The sequence below is a fragment of the Amycolatopsis saalfeldensis genome (genome assembly GCF_900110575.1).
GTDB lineage: Bacteria > Actinomycetota > Actinomycetes > Mycobacteriales > Pseudonocardiaceae > Amycolatopsis > Amycolatopsis saalfeldensis.
In genome coordinates this window covers 188,585-209,728 of the sequence record NZ_FOEF01000009.1, presented here as the reverse complement: position 1 = coordinate 209,728, position 21,144 = coordinate 188,585, and the positions used below count along the sequence as shown (strand labels likewise).

Here is a 21,144-nt window from a genome sequence, read left to right as displayed (position 1 = left end):
GAGGATCTTCTTCCGCGGCACCGACCGAAAGGACCACACCCGATGGAGACCGGCGACCTCGCCCCCGACTTCACGCTGGCCGATGACCAGGGGGTGGCGCGCACCCTGTCGGACTTCCTGGTCTCCGGCCCGGTGGTGCTGTTCTTCTACCCGGCCGCGATGACCGGCGGCTGCACCGCGGAGAGCTGCCACTTCCGCGACCTGGCGGCCGAGTTCGCCGCGGTGGGCGCCCAGCGCGTGGGCATCAGCCCGGACGCCGTCGAAAAGCAGCGCGCCTTCTCCGCGGCGAACAGCTTCGACTACCCCTTGCTGTCCGATGTGGACGGCGGCGTGGCCAAGCAGTTCGGCGTGTGGCGCAAGCTGATCCCGTTGCACACCAAGCGCCAGACGTTTGTCATCGACACCGACCGTCGGGTGCTGGACGTGATCAAGAGCGAGCTGAACTTCACCGCCCACGCGGACCGCGCGCTGAAGCTCCTGCGCGACCGCGAGGCGGCTGCCTGACCACGCTGCCTTGACCGCGCCGTTCAGGGGCGGTCCAGGCGCCACACCCGATCGGTCCCGCCGCAGGACGGGGCCGGCGGCTGGGTAGCGGCCTCCTCGCGGTCGAGCGTGAAGCCCAGCCGGGCGGGAATGGCGCCGCTGCGGGTGTTCAGCTCGTCGTGCTTGATCTCGACGTACTCGGCGCCCGAGCGGAACGCCTCGGCGATCACCAGCGAGGTGGCCGCCGTCATCAGGCCGCGGCCGGTGTACGGGAGCCCGAGCCAGTAGCCGATCTCGACGCCCCCGTCGCCCGCGCAGCGCATCAGCCCGCAGCTGCCCATGACGGCGCCGTCCTCGGCCAGCATGGCGTACTCGTAGGACTCCCCCGATTCCCAGTGCGCCACCGTGCCGCTCAGGAACTCGGCGCCCTCCGCCGGTCCGTAGCCGTTCGTTGCCCAGGGCAGCCAGGCGCCGATGTGCGCCAAGGATCCCTGAACGGCCCCCACGAGGTCGTCGAGCTGGTCCGCGCGCCAGCGGGCCAGGGTGATCCCGGTTTCGGTCAGGGTTTCCCGTGGGGTGTCCATCGCCCCATCGTGACAGCAGACGGCGCGCGGGCGCCTGCCGTTTTCCGGCGGGCGCCCGCGCGGGCGTCAGCTGATCAGGATGCCGTCCGGCACCGCGGTGTCGTTCTTCAGCGCGTCGAACAGCTGCGTCGACTTGGCCTTGTCCCAGTGCGTGGCCGAGCCGTCGGTGACCGGCACCGTGCCGGTGAGCACGCCGCCCGAGGAGATGCCGCGCATCGCGATCGCCAGCCCGGCCAGGTTGTGCACGTGGTCGCCCGAGTCCATGGTCAGCGCGGCCGGCGCCGAGGACAGCAGCGGGAAGAAGTGGAACGGGTTGAGCAGCGTCCCCGGGCTCGCGATCTGGCTGACCAGCGCGCCGATGAACTTGCGCTGGTTGGCCACCCGGTCGAGGTCCGAGCGCGGGGTCGCGACGCTGTGCCGCATCCGGACGAAGCCGAGCGAGTCGCGCCCGTCGAGTGTCTGGCAGCCGGCCTTGATGTTGATGCCGGTCATCGTGTCGTTCATGTCCTTGTCGACACACATGTCGACGCCGCCGATCGCGTCGACGATGGTCGCGAAGCCGCCGAAGCCGATCTCCGCGTAGTGGTCGATGCGCAGGCCGGTGACGCCTTCGACGGTCTTCACCAGCAGCGCCGGGCCGCCGAGCGCGTACGCCGCGTTGATCTTGCTGGTGCCGTGGCCGGGGATCTTCACCTCGGAGTCCCGCGGCAGGGACAGCAGCGTCGGCTTCGTGGAGTTGTCCGGGATGTGCGCGACCATGATCGTGTCGGTGCGCTGCCCGCTCGCGTCGGAGGTGTCGCCGGTGGCCAGGTTCTCCTCTTCCGCGGCCGAGAGCCCGGCGCGGCTGTCGGAGCCGACCACCAGCCAGTTGGTGCCGGACGCGGCCGCGGGCCTGCCGTCGTAGTCGGCCAGCGCGTCCACGCGCGTGATCGAGAACTCCAGGTACGCCCAGATGCCGCCGATGAACAGCACGAAGATCAGCACCAGCGTCATCAGGATCTTGCCGATGCTCCACCGGCGGCGACGGCGCGGCCGCGGGGCGGGGCCGCCCTCGTGCGGGCCCGGCGGATCCTGGCGGGGCGGCGGACCGGGCGGCGGCGCCTCGCCCCGGTTGCCCATCGGCCGCGTCCGCTGGTCGTACGCGCTGGGGGCGGAACCCGGCAACGGCATCATCTGCGCCCGCTGGTGCTGCCGCGGGCTCCCCGGTGGCTGGGGCCTCCGGGGCGGCTCCTGCCGCCTGCCGCCGTCGCCGCCGTACGTCATCGGTACATCACCCGTTCCCCGATCCGGCAAAACTGTTCAGTTACTGATCCGACTACAGCCACGGCGGATAGGGTTTCCGCAAGCCGATCGGCTGCAGCCCGTGTCCGCCTACTTCCGGTCGGATCAGTAACTGGCGCGGCCCAGTGAACCGCATGCCCTCAGTATGAGGACGTGCGGCACCCTGGGCCGGTTGTGCCGGAGGGAACCCCCCTGCTCAGCGAGGGTCGGCGAAGCCGAACTGGTGGACCTTGAGGTGCCCGGAGCGGAACCCGGCCTCGGAGTAGGCCAGGTAGAACTCCCACATCCGGCCGAACACCTCGTCGAAGCCGAAGTCCTTGATGTCGGTCCAGCGGGCCAGGAACCGCTCCCGCCACAGCTTCAGCGTGCGGGCGTAGTCCTGGCCGAACTCCCGCATGCCGGCCAGCTTGAGCCGGGTGTTCTCGGCCATGCCCTGCTCGATCGCCTCGACCGAGGGGATGATGCCGCCCGGGAAGACGTACTTGTGGATCCAGGTGTACGAGCGCGCCGCGGCCATCATGCGGTCGTGGTCCATGGTGATCGCCTGCAGGCCGAACCGGCCGCCGGGGCGCAGCCGCTTGCCGATCGTGGAGAAGAAGGTCGGCCAGTAGGACGCGCCGACAGCCTCGATCATCTCGACGCTGACCACGGAGTCGTACTCGCCTTCGGCCTGGCGGTAGTCGCACAGCCGCACGTCGACGCGGTCGCTGTAGCCGGCCTCGGCGATGCGCGCGTCGGCGAGCGTCTTCTGCTCCTGCGAGATGGTCAGCGAGGTGACCTTCGCGCCCCGGGACGCGGCCCGGATGGACAGCTCGCCCCAGCCGGTGCCGATCTCCAGCACGGTGCTGCCCGCGCGCACGCCCGCGTAGTCGAGCACGCTGTCGAGCTTGCGGTGCTGGGCCTGCGTGAAGCTGTCACCGGGGCCGAACAGCGCCGAGGAGTACATCATCGACTCGTCGAGGAACGTGCTGAACAGGTCGTTGGACAGGTCGTAGTGCCGGTGGATGTTCTCCCGCGAACCCTCGATCGTGTTCTCCTCGGCCGCGGGCTGGGCGCGCTCGACGAACCGGCGGAACCGCTGCAGGAACGGCGGGATGACCGTGGCCAGCTTCTCCGCGAACGGGGTCAGCACGCCGGGCAGGTCGTCGGCGGTCCAGTCCCCCACCATGTACGCCTCGCCGAAGCCGATCTTCGCGTCCGCGCCGAGGCGGTGGAAGAACGCGGCGGGGCGGCGGATGCGCATCTCCGGCGCCTCCGGGCCGCCCGCGCCGAGCGTGGTCCCGTCGGGGAAGGTCACCCGCAGCTCGAGCGACTTCACGGCGCGGCGGAAGAGCGCCTCCGCGGCCCGCGCGCGCAAGGGCGAATGCGGCGGGGTGGCCAGGCCCGGCCACCGGGATTCGTCGGCTATCTGCTGCGGGATCGGCTGCTGGATCGGCTGCGGGGACGGTCCCGCCGCGCGGTCGACACTCGAGGTGGACAAGACACTCCCTCCGGACGGGCTGTGCGGCCCATGCTGAATGATATTCCCGGGTCACGAAGCGTGCGCTTTGTGCCGGTCGCCCGACTCGTCTCACACGGGGATTCGCAACCGCTCGTCCGCGGGACGGGTCCAGGCCCTGATCAGAGTTTCGTCCCTCTCCCCGGCCCCGATCACGTCCAGTGTGAAAGCACACACCAGCCTGGTCCAGACCGCCGAACGGCGGAGCATCGCGTGGCCTTCGCCGCCGATCTCGAACCGGGCGACGCGGGCCGCGACCGCGCGGGCACGCTCGGCGAAGGAGTGGGACAGGCGCGCCGAAGTCATCCGGTCACGGGTGCCGTGCACGATGAGCACCGAACGCCCGGCGACGGCGTCCACCGGCTCGCCGGCCGGGGTCCACGGCGCGAGCGCGCAGATGCCCGTCACGGCCGGGTCGTCGGCCACGCGGAGCGCGACGCGCCCGCCCATCGAGTGCCCGACCAGCACCACCGGCAGACCGGGGTGCTCGGCGCGGATCCGCTCCAGGGCCCAGCGCGCGTCCGGCACCGGGTCCTCGGTGGCCCCGTTCCAGCCGTACCGCCGGTTTCGCAGCAGCCGCACCTCGAGGCCGTGCGGTTCGCCCGCGCGGTGCAGGGCGCGGGCCAGCGGCACCATGCGCAGGTACGCCAGCTTCCACGGGGGCACCGAGCCGGTGCCGACCTCGGCCCCGCCGTGCAGCACCAACGCGACCGCGCGCGTGCGGCCACGCGCGCGCCGCACCGAAACGACGGGTTCCGCCTCGTCCACCTGCCGCCTCCCAGTCACCGGGGTCCGCCTACCGCCCGGGTATCACGCTAATCCACCACGCAGATCCACCACAAAGAGTGGCCACGCGCTAGATTCGGCGCCCGGACCCGCGACGAAGGGCAGGTGTGGTGAGCGCCACGGAGAACTGGAAGAGCACGGCGGACAAGCTCGCGGCCGCCGAGGAGGCCAACGCCGGCCAGGTGGCCGCGGCGGCCGGCCTGGTGCTGGAGGTGATCCGCAGCGACGCGCTGGTGTTCACCGCGGGCGCCGGGCACTCGCTGGCCGCCGTCGCCGAGACGTTCTACCGCGCGGGCGGCCTCGCCTGCGTGTACCCGCTGTACCACCCGGAGCTGCTGCCGCTGCACGGCGCGCAGCACAGCACCAAGACCGAGCGCCGCACCGGGCTGGCCGAAGAGGTGCTCGCCGAGCGCGCGCCCGGCCCGGACGACGTGCTGGTGGTGTTCTCGACCTCGGGCGTGAACCCGTACCCGGTGGAGCTGGCCGCCGGCGCCCGCCGCCGCGGCGCCTCGGTCATCGCGGTGACCTCGCGGGAATGCGTGGCCGCGGCCCCGCGCCGGTCGCCGACCACCCTGGTCGAGGAGGGCACCGTGGTCCTCGACTCCCTGGTCATCCCCGGCGACGCCAGCCACCCGGCCGCGGCGCCGCGCACCGCACCACTGTCCACTGTGGTCAACGCGTTCCTGTGGAACCTCGTGCTGGCCCAGGTCTTCGACCGCGGCACGGCCGAGGGCCTGGACGTTCCACTGTGGCGCAGTTCCAATGTGGAGGGTGGCGACGAGGCCAACAAGGCGCTGCTGGCCAAGTACGGCCCGCGCGTCCCGGCCCTGCGCTGACCCCGCCCGCAGCCCTGGCCCGGACGCCAGGGCGGCGGCGGCCTAAGCGACCGCGGGCTCCTCGTCGAACTGCGTGTGGTGCAGTTCGGCGTAACGGCCCTCCCGCGCCAGCAGCTCCTCGTGCGTGCCCTGCTCGACGACCGTGCCGTGCTCGATCACCAGGATCAGGTCGGCGGCGCGCACGGTGGACAGCCGGTGCGCGATCACCAGTGAGGTCCGGCCTTTCAGCGCGCCGGTGAGCGCCTCGCCGACCGCGGCCTCGGACTCGGAGTCGAGGTGGGCGGTCGCCTCGTCCAGGACCACGACCTTGGGCTGGGCCAGCAGCAGCCGCGCGATGGTGAGCCGCTGCCGTTCGCCGCCGGAGAGACGGTAGCCGCGCTCGCCGACGGTGGTGTCCAGGCCGTCCGGCAGCGAGTGCACCAGCTCGCCGAGCCGCGCCTGCTCCAGCGCCGCCCAGATCTCCTCGTCGGTCACGCCCGGCCGCGCGTACGCCAGGTTGGCGCGGATCGTGTCGTGGAACAGGTGCCCGTCCTGGGTCACCACGCCGACCGTCTCGCGCAGGGTGGCGAAACCGAGGTCGCGCACGTCGGTCCCGGACAGCCGCACCGCGCCCCCGTCCACGTCGTAGAGCCGCGGCAGCAGGGACGCGATCGTCGACTTCCCGGCGCCGGACGAGCCGACCAGCGCGACCATCTGACCCGGCTCGGCGCGGAAGCTGATGCCGTGCAGCACTTCCTCGCCACCACGATTGTCCAAAGTGGCCACGTCCTCCAGTGACGCGAGGGAGAACCGGTCCGCCGCCGGGTAGCCGAACCGCACGTCGTCGAATTCCACGGAAACACCGGTGCCGGCGGGCAGCTCCTTCGGCTCGGCCGGCTCCTTGATCATCGGGTCCAGGTCGAGCACCTCGAAGACGCGCTCGAACGAGACCATCGCGGTCATCACGTCCACGCGCACGTTCGCGAGCGCGGTCAGCGGGGCGTAGAGCCGGGTCAGCAGCAGCGCCAGCGCGACCACGGTGCCGGGCGCGAGCTGCCCGGTCAGCGCGAGGTAGCCGCCGAGGCCGTAGACGAGGGCCTGGGCCAGCGCGGAGACGAGCGTCAGGCTGGTCATGAACCAGCGGGTCAGCATCGCGGTGCGCACGCCGATGTCGCGCACGCGCCCGGCCCGGCCGGCGAAGTCCGCGACCTCCTGGCGCGGGTGGCCGAACAGCTTCACCAGCGTCGCGCCGGGCGCGGAGAACCGCTCGGTCATCTGGGTGGTCATGCCGGCGTTGAGCTGGGCGGACTCGCGCTGCAGCCCGGCCATCCGGCGGCCGAGCCGGCGCGCCGGCAGCACGAACACCGGCAGCAGCACCAGCGCGACCACCGTGACCTGCCACGACAGCGTCACCATCACGGCCAGCGAGAGCACCAGCTGGATCACGTTGGTGACCAGCCCGGACAGCGTGGCGGTGAAGGTCCGCTGCGCGCCGATCACGTCGTTGTTGAGCCGGCTGACCAGCGCGCCGGTGCGGGTCCGGGTGAAGAACGCGATCGGCAGCTTCTGCACGTGCTCGAAGACGGCCACGCGCAGGTCGAGGATGATGCCCTCGCCGATGCGCGCGGACTGCCACCGCTCAGCCAGGCCCAGCCCCGCGTCGGCGATGGCCAGCAGGGCGATCACCGCGGCCAGCCAGAGCACCACCGGCAGGTCGTGGCCGCCGACGATCGAGTCGACCACCTTGCCCGCCAGCACCGGCGTGGTCACCGCGAGCACCGCCGAGACGACTGTCAGCACCAGGAAGACCAGCAGCCGGACCCAGTGCGGCCGGGCGAAGCGGGCGACGCGCTTGACCGTGCCCTTGGCCAGCGCCCTCGGCGTGTCCGCGGAGCGCATCGCCGAACTCATCAGCGCCCAGGTGTTGTCCATGAAGGTCCCCCGTCTAAAACTTCTACATTACTTGAGCTTTTTCGCGGATATGAAGCGCACAACACCGGCACACCCGAAGTTCTTCCCGATCCGGGGCGGACCGCGGCAAACGGGCGGCCGCTCACCCACCTGGACCCCCTCGGTAACCTGACGCGACGGGGGCACGATACGCCGAGGCGAGGGGGACGCAGGGTGCAGCTGCTCATGGCACCGGGTCGCGCGCCCGAAGCCCGCGCGACCCGCCTGCTCGGCTGGGACCTGCTGTTCTACTTCGGCTGCTTCGTGTTCGCGTTCGCCAGCGCGTTCGCCTCGGAGTTCTACGGCTACCGGATCTGGGGCGCGTTCGCGAGCGTGGGCTACGGGCTCGCCGCCGCGCACAGCGCCTGGCTACTGCTTTCCGCCCGCGCCGGCCGCGAGCCGCGCGGACGGCTCGGCTCGCGCTGGTTCGGCCTGGCGTCGGTCGGGCTGTTGGCCATGATCATCCCGCTGGCGGTACTGGTGATTCGCCGGCTGACCGGAGTGGACTGGCTGGTCACCCCCGGCTCCTGGGCCGCCCAGCCCGAGGTGTGGGTGATCGAGCGCAGCGCGCGCCTGCTGTTGCAGCACGGCACCCCGTACGTCGACGTGACCGCCCTCGGCCGTCCGCCGGAGGTCAACGACTACACGCCCTACGGCCCGGTGATGACGGTCTTCGGCCTGCCGCGGGCGCTGTTCGGCGGCAACCCGGTGACGAACGCGCTGACCGACGCCCGCTGGTACTTCGCGCTCACCGCGTGCCTGTGCGTGATCGCCTCGCTACGAATGCTGAAATGGCCCCGGATTCCGGTTTTCGCCGCGCAGCTGGCGATCGCCTGCCCGCTGACCGCGCTGACGTGGTCGGTCGCCGGGCCGGATCTGGCCATCGTGGGACTGCTGGTGCTCGCGTGCGCACTCGCCGCGACCGGCCGGGCCGGCTGGTCGGGCCTGGTGCTGGCCCTGGTGATCAGCGCGAAACTCATCGTGGCGCCGGCCGCGGCCGTGCTCGCCGTCTACTGCTACTGCCGCGGGCGCGGCGAAAACGGCCTGGGGCGCGCGAAACTCCTGCGCTTCGTGACCACTTTGGTCACTACGACGGTGGTGCTGCACCTGCCGGTCTACCTGGCCGGCCCGAAGGCGTTCATGGAACACGTGATCCGGTTCCCGCTCGGGATGGGCGTGGTGCGCTCCCCCGCGGCGAGCCCGCTGCCGGGCCACCTGATCGCGGAAACCGGCCCCGTGGGCAACGTGGTTTCGCTGGTGCTGGTCGGTGCGGCAGCGGTGGCCGTGCTGGTGTGGCTGGGGCGCCGGCCCCCCGCGACCGGATCCGCCGTGCTGGTGCGGATCGCCGTCGGTCTCGGCGCCTTGATCCTGCTCACTCCGGCAACCCGCTACGGCTACCTGGTCTATCCCTTGGTGCTGCTCGGAGCCGCGCTCGCGTTCCGAGCCGCCGAACCGGGACTGCGCCCCCCGCGCAGCAGCCCTGGTACCACTACTTCTTCTTGACCCGAGTCGCCCCGCCGCGCCCCCGCAGCTGGACTCCGGACTCCGAGAGGACCCGGTGGACGAACCCGTAGGACCGTCCCGTGGACTCCGCCAGCGCCCGGATGCTCGAGCCCTTCTCGTATTTCTTCTTCAGGTCAGCGGCCAGCTTGTCGCGCGTGTTGCCGGTGATCCGCGCGCCTTTCTTGAGATCAGCCACGTCGATCGCCTTCCCGCCGAGTGGTGTTCTGGGCCACATAAGGCCCCTGCCGGGGCAATGATCGAACACTGAGCGCCGGAATGCCAGACGACAGCCGTAAAACAGTCGAAACTGCGATCACATTGGGCCATTTCAGTGCTTCGCCCCGGTTGGCAAGCACCCGAATGGCCGCATCTGGGTCACGCTAGCTGGACAAGTTCCAGATAATCCGGGGACCAATGGTCCTCGGTGCCGTCCGGCAGCAGGATCACGCGCTCGGGCTCCAGCGCCTCGACCGCGCCCGGGTCGTGGGTGACCAGCACGACGGCGCCGGCGAAGCTGCGCAGCGCGTCCAGCACCTGCGCCCGGCTGGCCGGGTCCAGGTTGTTCGTGGGCTCGTCGAGCAGCAGCACGTTGGCGGCGCTGGATACCAGCCCGGCCAGCGCGAGGCGGGTCTTCTCACCACCGGAAAGGGTGCCGGCCGGCTGGTCGAGTTGTTCGCCGGTGAACAGGAACGAGCCGAGCAGGTTACGCAACTCCTGGGCGCCGGTGTCCGGGGCCAGGTGTCGGATGTTTTCCCACACGCTCGCTTCATGGTCGAGCGTTTCGTGTTCCTGTGCGTAATAGCCCAAACGCATTCCGTGACCCGGCACCAACGATCCGGTGTCCGGGGTTTCCATTCCGCCGAGCAACCGCAGCAATGTCGTCTTTCCGGCACCGTTCAATCCGAGTACGACGACCTTCGAACCCCGGTCGACGGCGAGGTCGACCCCGGTGAAGATCTCGAGCGAGCCGTAGGACTTCGACAGCCCCTCGGCCATCAGCGGCGTGCGGCCGCAGGGCGCCGGCTCCGGGAACTTGATCCGCGCGACCTTGTCGGCGTGCCGGGTCTCGTCCAGCGCGGACAGCATCTGCTCCGCGCGGCGCGCCATGTTCTTGGCCGCCACCGCCTTCGTCGCCTTCGCGCCGAGCTTCGCGGCCTGCTGCTGCAACGCGGACGCCTTCTTCTCGGCGTTCGCGCGCTCGCGGCGACGGCGCTTCTCGTCCGTGGCGCGCGCGTCGAGGTAGCGCTGCCAGCTCATGTTGTACAGGTCGAGCTCACCGCGCGTGGCGTCGAGGAACCAGACCTTGTTGACGACGTCGCCGAGCAGCTCCACGTCGTGGCTGATCACCACGAGCCCGCCGTCGTGCTGCTTGAGGAAGCCGCGCAGCCAGGTGATCGAGTCGGCGTCGAGGTGGTTGGTGGGCTCGTCGAGCAGCAGGATCGTCTCGGACTTGCCGCCCGCGCCCGCCTCGGCGGCGGCGAACAGGATGCGCGCCAGCTCGACGCGGCGGCGCTGGCCGCCGGACAAAGTGCTCAGCGTCTGCGCCAGCACGCGGTCGGCCAGGCCGAGGTTCGAGCAGATGCGCGCGGCCTCGCTCTCCGCGGCGTACCCGCCCAGCGACGCGAAGCGCTCCTCGAGCCGGCTGTAGCGGTTGATGGCCTTGTCGCGCTGGCGCTCGTCGACCAGCTCGGACATCGCCGTCTGCGCCTTCTCCATGTCGCGCAGCAGCGTGTCGAGCCCGCGCGCGGACAGCACGCGGTCCTTCGCCGTGACGGACAGGTCGCCCTCGCGCGGGTCCTGCGGCAGATAGCCCAGCTCGCCGCTGCGGCGGACGTCGCCGGCGTGCGGCTCGCCCTCGCCGGCGAGCACCTTCAGCGAGGTGGTCTTGCCGGCGCCGTTGCGGCCGACCAGGCCGATGCGGTCGCCGGGCTGGATGCGGACGGTGGCGCCGTTGAGCAGGATGCGCGAGCCGGCGCGCAGCTCTAGGCCGGTGGCCGTGATCAAGGGAAACTCCCGGATTCGGGGGTGGGCGTGGGCAGCTTCGGGCACCGGCACCACCCGGTTTCGGCACGGGTGTCCGGTGCGGCCGCTACTCCAGCAGGATTTCCACGAGATCGAGTGTACGGGTCGTGGTCCACGGGTTTTCCGCCCCGTGGCCGGTCTCACTCCGGCTTCACCGGGAGTTCACGTCTCGCGCAGCACGAGTTCCACGGAGATCGCCTGCTCCGCCGCGTCTTCGAGCACGGTCCGCCGCGGCTCGGCGATTTCCAGCACCCTGGGCTCCGCGCGGGCGAACAACGGCGCGAGGCGGCGGTCATCACGCAATCGGTCCAGCGCGTGCCGGTCGCCGCCGAGCACCACAGCGTCCACTTCGGACAATCGGGCCACGAGGACCTCGAAGGCGTCCTGGGCGGCCGTGGCCAGCGCCGTCCTCGCCTGTCCCTCGCGGCGGCGCGCGAACCGCTGCTGCGACCAGCCGCCGGCCGCGGACCGGCCGTGCACCAGGTGCCGGTCGGTGCGCGAGAGCACCACCACCCCGCCGCGGGCGAGGCCGAGGCTGTGCCCGCCGAGGCGCACCAGCAGCAGCGCGATCAGCCGCGGCACGAGCACGTGGGCCACGAACGGCTCAACGGCCAGGCCTTCACGCTCCCCCGTGACCGCCAGCGGTCCGAACGGGACAGTGGCGGTCGCCGTGACGCCGTTGCCCGCCGTCACGCACACCTCACGGGCCCCGAGCACGGTCGTCCGGACGCCGTCGTTGCGCTCCGCGAAGCGCGTGAACCAGCCGGCCAGCCGGTCCGGCGCCACCTCGACCGCCCGCCCGCCGCCGGAGACCTGACGTGCCTTCGCCATGGGAACGACGGTACGGGGCCGCCGTGGAAACGACGGCCCCGTACTCGCTCGATCAGGCGAGGGCGTTGACCGGGTGGACCGGTCCCGTGGTCACCGATGGGTGCACCGCGGCGGCCTGGCCCGGCGCCGGGCCCGCCCCGACGAACCCGTTGACGTGCAGGGAAACGCTGCGGATCGAGCCGGTGTCACCGGCCGCGCTGTCGGTCGCCTTGAACGTCCACGTGCCGTCGGCCGGGCCGAGGCCGTTCAGCCCGGTCTGCGCGTTCACCGGCTTGTAGGTGCCGGTGAACGGCGCGTCCAGCGAGGTGACGGAGCTGAACGGCTTCGCCGCCGAATCGTCGAACACGACCTGGCACAGGTTGTTGGCGCTGCTGCCGGAGCGCTGGAGCAGCGTCGCCGTCGCGCCCGAGGGCGAGACCAGCGTGCTGGTCAGGTCGGCCACGTACGTGTGGTCGAGGCCGACCGTCGTCGCGCCCTCGGTGGTGGTGCAGGTGGTGCCGTCGATCGACACCGACACCTTCGACGCGGGCCCGACCCCGCTCACCACGAGCGGCACCGAGGCGCCGAGCGGCGAGTTGTCCGGGATCGCCACCGCCGGGCCGGTGTAGGCGAAGGTCTGCGCCACCGGCGACGGGGTGCCGACCCCGAGCGGGAACGTGCTGGTGATCGGCGACAGCGAGCCCACGAAACTGACCTTGGCCGAAAGCACCACCGGGACGCCGAGCTGCTGGCTCGCCGGCACCGTGACGGTGAAGTCGTTCACGCCGGTCTGGCCCGGGCTGATCGTGCCGTACGCCTTGACGCGCGGCGTGATCGTGACGCCCGGGGTCGGGCTGGTCAGCACGACGCTGGTGGACGAGGCGGTGCCGTCCCCGATATTGGTCACCGGCAGCGTCACCTTGGCCGTGTCACCCGGGTTCAGCGAGGAGCCGCCGCCGGCCGCCTTGACCGTCGGCGGCTGGGCCTGGGCGTAGGGCTGCGGGGTGGCGCCGGTGTAGGCGAGCACCTTGTCGGCGAGGATGACGCCCGCGCCGGTCAGGTTGTCCGTGCCGGGCGCCTCGATGTCGACGGCGGTGTTCAGGAACGCGTCGCGAACGTCCGAAGAGGACAGTCCGGGGTTGCCGGACAGCACCAGCGCCGCGATCCCGGCGGCGTGCGGGGCGGCCGCGGAGGTGCCGAAGAACGGGTCGAACCCGCTCACGGACGTGCGGACGCCGTCGGCCGCGGTGATCTCGGGCTTGCCCCGCACCTCACCACCGGTCGAGGAGACGTTGCCCGGGGTGATGGGCGTGCCGTCGGCCTCGTAGAACATCCGCCGCGGGCCGTCGGAGCTGAACCGCTCGGCCTTGCTGGCACCGGAGAACGCGGCCGGGAACGGCCCGGCCGGGTTGGCCGGGTCACCCGGCTCCAGCGGGCGGCCGAACGCGGCCCCGGCGGGTGCCGCGGCGACGGCGAACGCGGTGCGCGCGGACGAGTGACCGACCACGGCGCCCGGGGTGCTGTAGGCCTTCAGGCCGTCGGCCGAGTCGCGGAACCGGCCGTTGAACGCCGTGATCGAGAGGTAGCGCCCCGCACCGGAGAACTTGACCACGGCGAGCCGCAGCCCGGTGCCGCCGAACAGCGGCGTGGACAGGATCTCGAACGGGTCCTGGGTGCCGTTCTGCACGTTCTGGCTGAAGCTGACCACGTTGCCGGCGGCGTCGAGCAGGTAGAGGTCGTAGTCGTCGGACGCCGCGCCGAGCGGGTCCGACCAGTGCAGCGTCACCGGGACACCGGCGGACGAGGCGTCGGAGAGCGGCTCGAAGACCTGGTCTCCCCCGGCGCCCGCGAAGTTGTGCGCGGTGCCGGCGAACTTGCCGACCGTCTTGCCGGAGTCGGCGAAGTCGCCTTCCCAGTGCGCGGAGGTGCCGTCCGCGACGTTGCCCTCGTTGCCCGCGGAGGAGAAGTAGAGCGCGCCGTCGGCCGTCACGTCGTTCACGGCCTGGGCGATCATCCCGTCCTGGAACGGGGATTCCGCGAAGTAGATGACGTCGTCGACGATCACGTCGCAGTGCGACTGGAAGCGGAGCGTGCGGATGTTGTCGGCGAAGCCGGCGTCCGACTGGAAGGCCGAGGCGAAGCCGAGCGCGGCGTTGGGCGCGAGGTCGTGGAGGATTTCGAGCATCGCGGTGCCCTCGTCCCCCGAGCCGGCCTGGCCCGCGGGGACGTCGACGTTCGGGGGCAGCTCGCCCTTCGCCTGCGAGACGGCGAGGGAGTCGACGCCGTCGGAAAGGGCACAGGCCTTCACGCCGGTGCCGGTGACGCCGAACTGCTGACGGGCGATGTCCGCGTTGTGCGCACGGTCGCCCTCGCTGGTGATGGTGGTCGCGGCGGCCGAGCGCTGGCCCTTCGCCGCGAGCGCCTGCTTCAGCGCGCCCTCGATGCGGGCGCTCTTCTGCTGTTTGGTCTCGGCCGGGGCGGCCTTGCCCGGCGCGGCCGGGTGCTCCACCTCGCGGGCGGTGATCGCCTGGTCGGCGGTCTCGACCCGCTTCACGTCGGTGCGCGCGGCGATGGCGGGCAACGCCGAGAGCGGCACCTCGGCGCGGATGCTCGCCTCCCGGTCCGACCGCGACCGGATGCCCGCGCCCGCCTTGCGCAGGTCGCTGACCAGCCCGTCGGTGACCTTGGTGGCGCGGATGTCCACGAGGGCGGTGCCGGCGGCGGAGACGTCACCGGCTTTCAGCGCGGGCACGGCCGACGCGCTGAGCCGCTTTGACTGCAGCTTCTGCTCGACCAGCAGTCGGCTGTCCATTTTGGACTCGACGGCGGTCTGCCCGGTCTTGACCGCTTGCAGCGCGGCAATCTGGCTGGAGGCGTTGGCGGAGAATGTGTCCGAAGTGGATGGCGTGGCCGCGCCCGCGGGTGGGGCGGCCACGCCCAGCGCGGCGAGCAGGGCAGCGGCGCCGGCGGCCAGTACGGCGGCCCGGCTCCGCGTGTCTCTTCTGGGTCTTTCGGTGCTGGCGGCTTGGGTAGAACGGCTTCGACGCACGTGCGCCTCCGAATCTCGCACCGCGTGCCCCGACTCACGCTGGCCAAATGCCGGTGATCACCGGCTGGCCTTAGCTAAGTACTGTGCGTCGAGGTAAAAATCAGCCGTTAGGGTGACATAGGGCAGGTAATCACCCGCCACCCGACGGTCGTCGTAGGCCGTTCGGCAGCGCCGCCGGACAGATCAGAGGACAAACGAGTCCGACCAGGGCTGGTCGGCCCGCCCGGACAGCGCGTCGAGCACCGAAACGGCCTGCTTGTCGGTCAGCGAAGCCACGAAGTCGACCACCGCCCGCCCGCGCGCGAGGCCGCGGATGGCGTCGGCGCCCTGCACGCGCTCGCCGGTCGCGCCGACCAGCAGCCCGGGCGCCGTGCGCGCGACGAGGCTGTACTCCCCGTGCGCCAGCTCGACCAGGTCGTGCAGGCGCCGCGGCAGGCGGGACTCCTCGTCGCGGTCCTGCAGCCACGCGTCGAGCGCGTCGACCAGGCTGGTCACCAGCGCGGCCTGGCCCCGCTGGTGCAGCGCGAGGTCCGCGCGCAGCAGCACGAACCGGCGGTGCACGAACTTCAGCACCTGCACCTCGTGCCACTGCGCGGGCCGCAGCGAGACGTGCCCGGAGCGGATCGACGGCGAGGACGCCACGATCACCCCGTCGACCAGCCGCGAGGTCCAGCTGGCCGAGAACGCCGCGGTCGCCTGCTCGGCCTCGATCGAACCGTCGAAGCTGTCCGCCAGCAGGCCGTCGACCAGCTCGCGGCGCACCCGCCCGACGGCCTGGGCGAACGCGTCGTCGTCCACGATCCACGCGTCCTTGTGGTGCATCCGCCGCCGCATCCGCTCCAGCGAGCGCCCGGGGCGGCGGATCTCGGCGGAGAGCTGGCCGTCGTCCAGCGCCGCCAGCTCGAGCGCGTGGTCGAGCCACTCCCCCAGCTCCGCGGCGACGGGCGCGTGCTGGAGCACCCCGATGCGGTGGAAGTCCTGGAGGTCGTGGATGGCGTAGGCGATGTCGTCGGCGGTGTCCATCACGGACGCTTCCACGGTCTGCTGCCACGGCTCGATGCGGCCGGTGAACGGCAGGCGCGCCTGGGCGAAGTCGTCCAGCTCGGTCACGTAGGCGGAGAACTTGCTCGCGCCGGTGCCGGGCGCGTCTTCGGGCTCGGCCGCGCCGCGCGGCGGGTTCGGCAGCGACGTCGGGTGCGGGTCCGGCCGGTGCAGCCGCGCCCACGGGTACTTGAGCACCGCGGCGCGCACGGCCGTGGTCAGGTCGAGGCCGCTGGCCGACGGGCCGCGCACATCGGTGGTGGTGATGATGCGGAACGACTGGGCGTTGCCCTCGAAGCCGTCGGCGAGGCCGAACCGGTGCCGGGCGATGCGGTCGAGCGTCTGCTCGCCGAGGTGCCCGAACGGCGGGTGGCCGAGGTCGTGCGCCAGCGCCGCGGCCTCGGCCACGTCCGGGTCGCAGCCGCCGAGCTTCGCGGCCAGCTCGGCCGATTCGCCGGCGCCGCTGATCCGCTCGGCGATGGCGCGGGCGACCTGCGCGACCTTGAGGCTGTGCGTGAGCCGGTTGTGCAGCAGCCCGGCGCCCGCGGCGCTGACCACCTGCGTCACCCCGCCCAGCCGGGCGAAGAACGGCGACGCGATGATCCGGTCCCGGTCGATGCGGAACGGGCTGGTGGCCAGGTCGGTGAACCCGCCGGCCGAGCTCGCCGGGTCGCGCCGCGCGGCCCTCGGGTCGGTCTCGTCCATGCGGCCCACCGTACTGATCCGGATCCGAGCGATGCGGCAGGATCTCCGACGTGGCGGACGTGCTGATCGCGGGCGGCGGGCCCGCCGGGTGGGCGCTGGCCCGTGCCTGCGCCCGGCGCGGCCTGGCGACGACCGTCGTCGACCCGGCGCCGCACCGCCCGTGGCGCAATACCTACGGGGTGTGGTCGGACGAGCTGCCCGGGCTGCCCGCCGGGGTGATCGCGGCGGCGCCTTCGGCGACCGTCGCGTTCGGCACGCGGGAGCACCGGCTCGATCGCGGTTACCTCGTGCTGGACAACGAGGGCCTGCGTTCCTGGCTGACCGGCGAACGCGTCCACGTCGTCACCGGGCAGGCGGCTGCCGTCGAGTCCGGCCGGCACGGGGCGACGGTGGTGCTCACCGACGACCGCAGGCTCGCCGCCGCCGTGGTCGTCGACGCTTCCGGTGCGAGCCGCGTCCTCTTCGGCGGCAAGGCTCGCGGCGCTCGCGCGGAGCAGACGGCGTACGGGCTCGTGCTGCCCGCCGCCGAGGCCGAGCGGCTGGGGCCCGGCGCGGCGGGCACCGCGGTGTTCATGGACTGGCGCGGCGGCGGGCCGAGCTTCCGTTACCAGCTGCCCCTCGGCGACGGCTCGGTGCTGGTCGAGGAGACCTCGCTCGCGCGCCGGCCCGGGCTTCCGGTCGACGAGCTGGCCCGGCGCCTGCGGGCCCGGCTGGCCGCCGCGGGCGTGCGCGGACGTTACGCGGTCGCCGAAGAGCGGGTCCGGATCGTGCTGGACGTGCCGCTGCCGGGCCGGGGCGCGGTCGTCCCGTTCGGCGTCGCGGCGGGCCTGGTCCACCCGGCCACCGGCTACAGCCTGGCGACGTCGCTGCGGCTGGCCCCACCCGTCGCCGCCGCGATCGCCGCCGCCTTCGACGCCGGCCCGCCGGCCGCGGCCCGCGCGGCGAAAAGGACGTTGTGGACCCCCGAAGCCCGGACCGTGCACTCCTTGCGACGCCACGGCTTGCACGCGCTGTGCGGGATGCCACCGGGCGAGCCGGCCGAGTTCTTCGACCTGTTCTTCACCCTCCCGCCCACGGCCCAGCGCGCCTTCACCTCCGGCCGCGACGACCTGCCCGGCACGGCCGCGGCGATGACGAGGCTGTTCCGCGCCGCACCACCGGGGCTGCGGGCCCGGCTCGCCGGTCTACCCCCGGTACGAGAAGCACCCGGATGACCACGCCGTGCGACAGCCGATTACTCCGTTCCAGGTAACCCTGGTTCCCGTGCGGTGAACATCTGTCGACAACGGTTTCCTGGTCCGCGGGCCGCTGCGACGATCGGACGGTGACTACGCCCCGTGCGGTCAGCTTCGCCTTCCAGCCGATGTACAGCCTCCACACCGGCGGCGTCGTGGCGTACGAAGCGCTGGCCAGGCCGGGTAAGGGCACCGCCCACGAGCTGCTCGCCGAGGCGCGCCGCGCCGGCCGGCTCGCCGAGGTGGACCTGGGCCTCGCGGCCACCGCCGTGCGCCAGGAGGCCCAGCGGCCCAGCGCGCTGCCGCTGCACCTGAACCTCTCCGCCCGCACGCTGGCCGCCGGCCCGGGCGCGTTCGACGAGCTGATCGCCGAGCTGGGCGCGGCCGGGCGCCGGACCCGCGACGTGGTCCTCGAGGTCGGGCCGCCGTTCTCGCACCTGCCCGCCGACCAGCTGGTGGGCGCCATGCGCGCGCTGACCGAGCTGGGCTTCCGGCTGGCCCTCGACGGCCTCGGCCGGGGCGACCTGCCGCTCGCGCTGCTCGTGCGGGCGCCGGTGGACCTGGTCAAGCTCGACCGCAGCGTGCTGCGCGGCCTGCCGGAAGAGCCGGCGTCGGTCGCCGTCGTCGAATCGCTGCTGCACTACACCACTCGCACGGGCATCCGGCTCGTCGCCACCGGCATCGAGACCGGGCCTCAACTGGACGCCGTGCAGAGCCTCGGCGTGCGGATCGCGCAGGGCAACCTGCTGGCGCCGCCCGCCGCGCACCGGTCCGCGCCGGCCGCGGGCGCCGTCCTGCCGGACGACCGCCGCGCCCCGGCGTCGCCGCAGGCACCGCGGGTCGGCGACTTCCTCCGCCCGGCCACCACGCTGCCCGAAGACGCGACCTGCGACGCCGTCCGCGAGGTCCTCGCGGCGGCCGACGCGCCGAGCGGGGTGGTCGGCGTCGACGCCCATGAACGTCCACAGTGGTCAGTGGACCGGACGCGTTTCCTCGTGGCGGTAACGGGTCCGTACGGCCACGCGCTGCACGCGAAGCGGCCGGCCCACCGGCTGGCCGACAAGCCGCACACCATCGACGCCGGCGCGAGCGCGCTGGAATTCCTGGAGCTGGTCACCGACGCGGACTGGGGCCGCACCGGCGACGACGTCGTGGTGGTCGACAGCTCCGGCCGCTGCCTCGGCGTGGTGCTGGTGACCGAGGTGGTGCGCGGGGTCGCCGAGGCGAAGGTCGAGGAGGCCGTGACCCTCAGCCCGCTCACCCGCCTGCCCGGCAGCGAGACGGTGGCCCGCGACGTCGAGCGCCGCATCGCCGTCGGCGAGCCGTTCGTGGCCGCGTGGCTGGACGTCGACTCCTTCAAATCCGTCAACGACAACGTCGGTTTCGCCGCGGGCGACGACCTGATCCGCGAACTCGGGTCGACACTGTCCACATTGGCCGGGCAGCTGCGGCGGATGCGGGTGAGCCACGTCGGGGGCGACGACTTCCTGATCGTCTGCGACGTCGACGAGATCGGCACCGTCGCGGCGGCCCTGCTGGACACGAAGTGGTCGGCGGAGGGCATGCCGGTCACGGTTTCCCTGGCGACGCTGGTGTGCGGCAGCGGTTCCCTGGCCTCGTACCGCGAAGCCTCGCGTCTGCTCGCGCCGCTGAAGAAGCGGGCGAAGGCCGTCTCCGGCTCGAGCTGGGTGCTGAGCCGCCCCGGCACGGACCGGGTGGAGGTGCTGCGCGGGGTCGGCCGCGAGGTGGCCGTCAGCCGCTCGGCGTGACGAATCCCTTTCACCGGGCCGAATCGCCCGCTTGAGCGCGGTCGCGGGCGGCGAACCGGGCCACGCACCCGGCCGCCGCCCGCGGATCCCACGGGATCAGTAGACCGAGGCGACCCGGGTCCTGGTGCCCAGGGTGGCGAACCCGTTGGCCCACAAGGACTCCACCTTCGAAGCCTCCTCGGCGCTCGGCTTCGCGTTCTTGCAGGAGGTGCCCGGCCCGTGCCCGGACATCAGCTCCGTGCAGGGCCCGGTGTAGTCGTCCGGCAGCCCGAGGTTGTGCCCCAGCTCGTGCGCGGCGATCCGCGTCGGGTCGAATCCCTGGGCGACCTGGCTGGTGTCGAGGTAGATGTCGCCGTTGCCGTGCCCGTCGGTGTTGGTGTACGAGCCGCCGCTGTTGGTCTCGTGGAACACCACGGTCCCGCTGCCGTCGCCCTTGACCAGCTTCACGTCGTTCACGGCGGCGTTCCAGTTCGCCGCGCCCTGGTCGATCTGCGCCAGGTAGTCGGGCGCGCCAGTGGAGTCGTAGTACACCGTGGTCGTCTGAGCGGCCGACGCTCCGGGCGCCGTGACCAGGCCGATGCCCAGCGGCGCCGCGACGGCGAGAGCCAGCGCCGCGATCCGCCCGAACCCGCGTACCTTCATCGTGTCTCCTTCGCCGGGGAAATCCCATTCGGCTGCCGGAAAGCGGCAACCGCGGTTCGCAGGAACACGTTAGGAGTTCACCGAATGCGCGGCCACGTCCGAAAGTAGGAGACCGGGCACGGTACGTGGCCGGCGAAGGTTGTCCGGATCGGGGCCGTCCGGGCGTTGTGTGCCGTGATGTTCGGGCTCAGGTGCGCCGTCGCCGAGCGGCGGTCACGATCGCGCCCGCGAACCCGATCAGGAACAGCAGCACTCCCCCGGCGAAGGCGAGCCGCCCGGTCACCGGCCCACTGTCCTCAGTGGCCGCGCCGCTCAGCCCGGCATCGGTGAACGCCGTGGTGGGCTTCAAGGTCTTGGCCCAGAACAGGCTGCCCTCGGCCACGATCACACCGTCCACCTTGGACAGCGGGACCGCGCCGCCGCCGGGCTGATCCGTGTACATCCGGGAATCGTTGGAGTTGTCCCGGGTGTCCCCCGCGACGAAAACCGCCCCGGCCGGGACGGTCGCCTTGAACCGCAGGGCACCGCGCTCCGGCGCCACGGCCGGGTCGAGGTACGGCTCGGTGACCGGCTTGCCGTTGACTTCGATCCGCTGCTGCGCGTCACAGCACTCCACGGTGTCGCCGCCGACCGCGATGACCCGCTTGGCGAGCCGGACGCCCGGTTGCTCGGTGAGCTGATCGGCTTCGAAGACGACCAGGTCGCCGCGGTGGACTTCTTCGCCGTCGCGCAGCCGGTAGATCGCCGAGGACCCGGGCGGAATCGTCGGCCGCATCGAACCGCCCGGCACGGCGATCGTCCGGTAGCCGAGCACCGTCACCAGACCGAACCCGGCGAGCCCCACCCCGGCGACGAGCACCACCAGGAAAACGGCCAGCAGCGGCGAAAACCGCCGTCGAACGGGCGTCACAGGCGGCGGAGCGGGAAAGTCCGGTTCGATCACGCCCGTCTATCGTGCCCGTTCCGCGAAC

17 protein-coding genes are annotated in these 21,144 nt (G+C 72.3%); 5 read left to right on the top strand and 12 right to left on the bottom strand.

Annotated elements, in window-relative coordinates; translation table 11 throughout:
- The first annotated feature begins 42 nt into the window (after nt 1–42).
- Nucleotides 43–504, top strand: coding sequence for a peroxiredoxin (locus tag BMY97_RS21865; RefSeq protein WP_091618953.1), 462 nt, complete (start codon nt 43–45; stop codon nt 502–504).
- 23 nt (nt 505–527) lie between these two features.
- Here BMY97_RS21865 and BMY97_RS21860 read toward each other — a convergent pair whose 3' ends face one another.
- The 4 genes from BMY97_RS21860 to BMY97_RS21845 form a co-directional block, all read right to left on the bottom strand.
- Nucleotides 528–1,067, bottom strand: coding sequence for a GNAT family N-acetyltransferase (locus BMY97_RS21860; RefSeq protein WP_091618950.1), 540 nt, complete (start codon nt 1,065–1,067; stop codon nt 528–530).
- Nucleotides 1,068–1,133: 66 nt separating this feature from the next.
- Nucleotides 1,134–2,330, bottom strand: coding sequence for an LCP family protein (locus tag BMY97_RS21855; RefSeq protein ID WP_091618948.1), 1,197 nt, complete (start codon nt 2,328–2,330; stop codon nt 1,134–1,136).
- Between the two features lie 214 nt (nt 2,331–2,544).
- Nucleotides 2,545–3,828: an SAM-dependent methyltransferase gene (locus tag BMY97_RS21850; RefSeq protein ID WP_091618946.1), complete on the bottom strand. Its 1,284-nt coding sequence runs from the start codon at nt 3,826–3,828 to the stop codon at nt 2,545–2,547.
- Nucleotides 3,829–3,918: 90 nt separating this feature from the next.
- Nucleotides 3,919–4,614: an alpha/beta hydrolase gene (locus BMY97_RS21845; protein WP_091618944.1), complete on the bottom strand. Its 696-nt coding sequence runs from the start codon at nt 4,612–4,614 to the stop codon at nt 3,919–3,921.
- Between the two features lie 125 nt (nt 4,615–4,739).
- Between BMY97_RS21845 and BMY97_RS21840 the strand changes: the two genes are divergently transcribed.
- Nucleotides 4,740–5,468, top strand: a complete 729-nt coding sequence (locus BMY97_RS21840) for an SIS domain-containing protein (protein WP_091618942.1) — start codon at nt 4,740–4,742, stop codon at nt 5,466–5,468.
- A 42-nt stretch (nt 5,469–5,510) separates the two neighbouring features.
- Here BMY97_RS21840 and BMY97_RS21835 read toward each other — a convergent pair whose 3' ends face one another.
- Nucleotides 5,511–7,379 carry an ABC transporter ATP-binding protein gene (locus BMY97_RS21835; RefSeq protein WP_091618940.1) on the bottom strand — a complete coding sequence of 623 codons (1,869 nt, stop codon included), beginning with the start codon at nt 7,377–7,379 and terminating at the stop codon, nt 5,511–5,513.
- Nucleotides 7,380–7,583: 204 nt separating this feature from the next.
- Here BMY97_RS21835 and BMY97_RS21830 point away from each other — a divergent pair, with 204 nt between their 5' ends.
- A complete protein-coding gene (locus BMY97_RS21830) occupies nt 7,584–8,900 on the top strand; it encodes a glycosyltransferase 87 family protein (protein WP_143086247.1) in 1,317 nt (438 codons plus the stop codon).
- Here the strand turns inward: BMY97_RS21830 and BMY97_RS21825 are convergent.
- The 5 genes from BMY97_RS21825 to BMY97_RS21805 all read right to left on the bottom strand — a co-directional run bounded on the left by BMY97_RS21825 (nt 8,887) and on the right by BMY97_RS21805 (nt 16,527).
- Nucleotides 8,887–9,096 (bottom strand): helix-turn-helix domain-containing protein, encoded by a 210-nt coding sequence (locus BMY97_RS21825; RefSeq protein ID WP_003071237.1) that lies wholly within the window; start codon nt 9,094–9,096, stop codon nt 8,887–8,889. The two genes, BMY97_RS21830 and BMY97_RS21825, sit on opposite strands and share 14 nt — an antisense overlap.
- A 179-nt stretch (nt 9,097–9,275) precedes the next feature.
- Nucleotides 9,276–10,904, bottom strand: coding sequence for an ABC-F family ATP-binding cassette domain-containing protein (locus BMY97_RS21820; protein ID WP_091618936.1), 1,629 nt, complete (start codon nt 10,902–10,904; stop codon nt 9,276–9,278).
- A gap of 180 nt (nt 10,905–11,084) precedes the next feature.
- A complete protein-coding gene (locus BMY97_RS21815; RefSeq protein ID WP_091618934.1) occupies nt 11,085–11,753 on the bottom strand; it encodes an acVLRF1 family peptidyl-tRNA hydrolase in 669 nt (222 codons plus the stop codon).
- Between the two features lie 52 nt (nt 11,754–11,805).
- Entirely contained in the window at nt 11,806–14,667 is a 2,862-nt protein-coding gene (locus BMY97_RS21810; RefSeq protein WP_091618931.1) for a S8 family serine peptidase, read from the bottom strand.
- A gap of 297 nt (nt 14,668–14,964) precedes the next feature.
- Nucleotides 14,965–16,527, bottom strand: a complete 1,563-nt coding sequence (locus BMY97_RS21805; protein WP_091618930.1) for a deoxyguanosinetriphosphate triphosphohydrolase family protein — start codon at nt 16,525–16,527, stop codon at nt 14,965–14,967.
- Nucleotides 16,528–16,577: 50 nt separating this feature from the next.
- Between BMY97_RS21805 and BMY97_RS21800 the strand changes: the two genes are divergently transcribed.
- On the top strand, nt 16,578–17,741 hold the full coding sequence (locus BMY97_RS21800; RefSeq protein ID WP_091618929.1) for a lycopene cyclase family protein: 1,164 nt from the start codon (nt 16,578–16,580) through the stop codon (nt 17,739–17,741).
- A 110-nt stretch (nt 17,742–17,851) separates the two neighbouring features.
- Nucleotides 17,852–19,531 (top strand): GGDEF domain-containing protein, encoded by a 1,680-nt coding sequence (locus BMY97_RS21795; RefSeq protein WP_091618924.1) that lies wholly within the window; start codon nt 17,852–17,854, stop codon nt 19,529–19,531.
- A gap of 96 nt (nt 19,532–19,627) precedes the next feature.
- On the opposite strand, the gene BMY97_RS21790 is transcribed toward BMY97_RS21795, so the two are convergent.
- Together BMY97_RS21790 and lepB are read right to left on the bottom strand one after the other, a co-directional pair.
- A complete protein-coding gene (locus BMY97_RS21790; protein WP_091618922.1) occupies nt 19,628–20,173 on the bottom strand; it encodes a snapalysin family zinc-dependent metalloprotease in 546 nt (181 codons plus the stop codon).
- Nucleotides 20,174–20,360: 187 nt separating this feature from the next.
- Entirely contained in the window at nt 20,361–21,116 is a 756-nt protein-coding gene (lepB, locus tag BMY97_RS21785) for a signal peptidase I (RefSeq protein WP_091618920.1), read from the bottom strand.
- Nucleotides 21,117–21,144 lie beyond the last annotated feature (28 nt).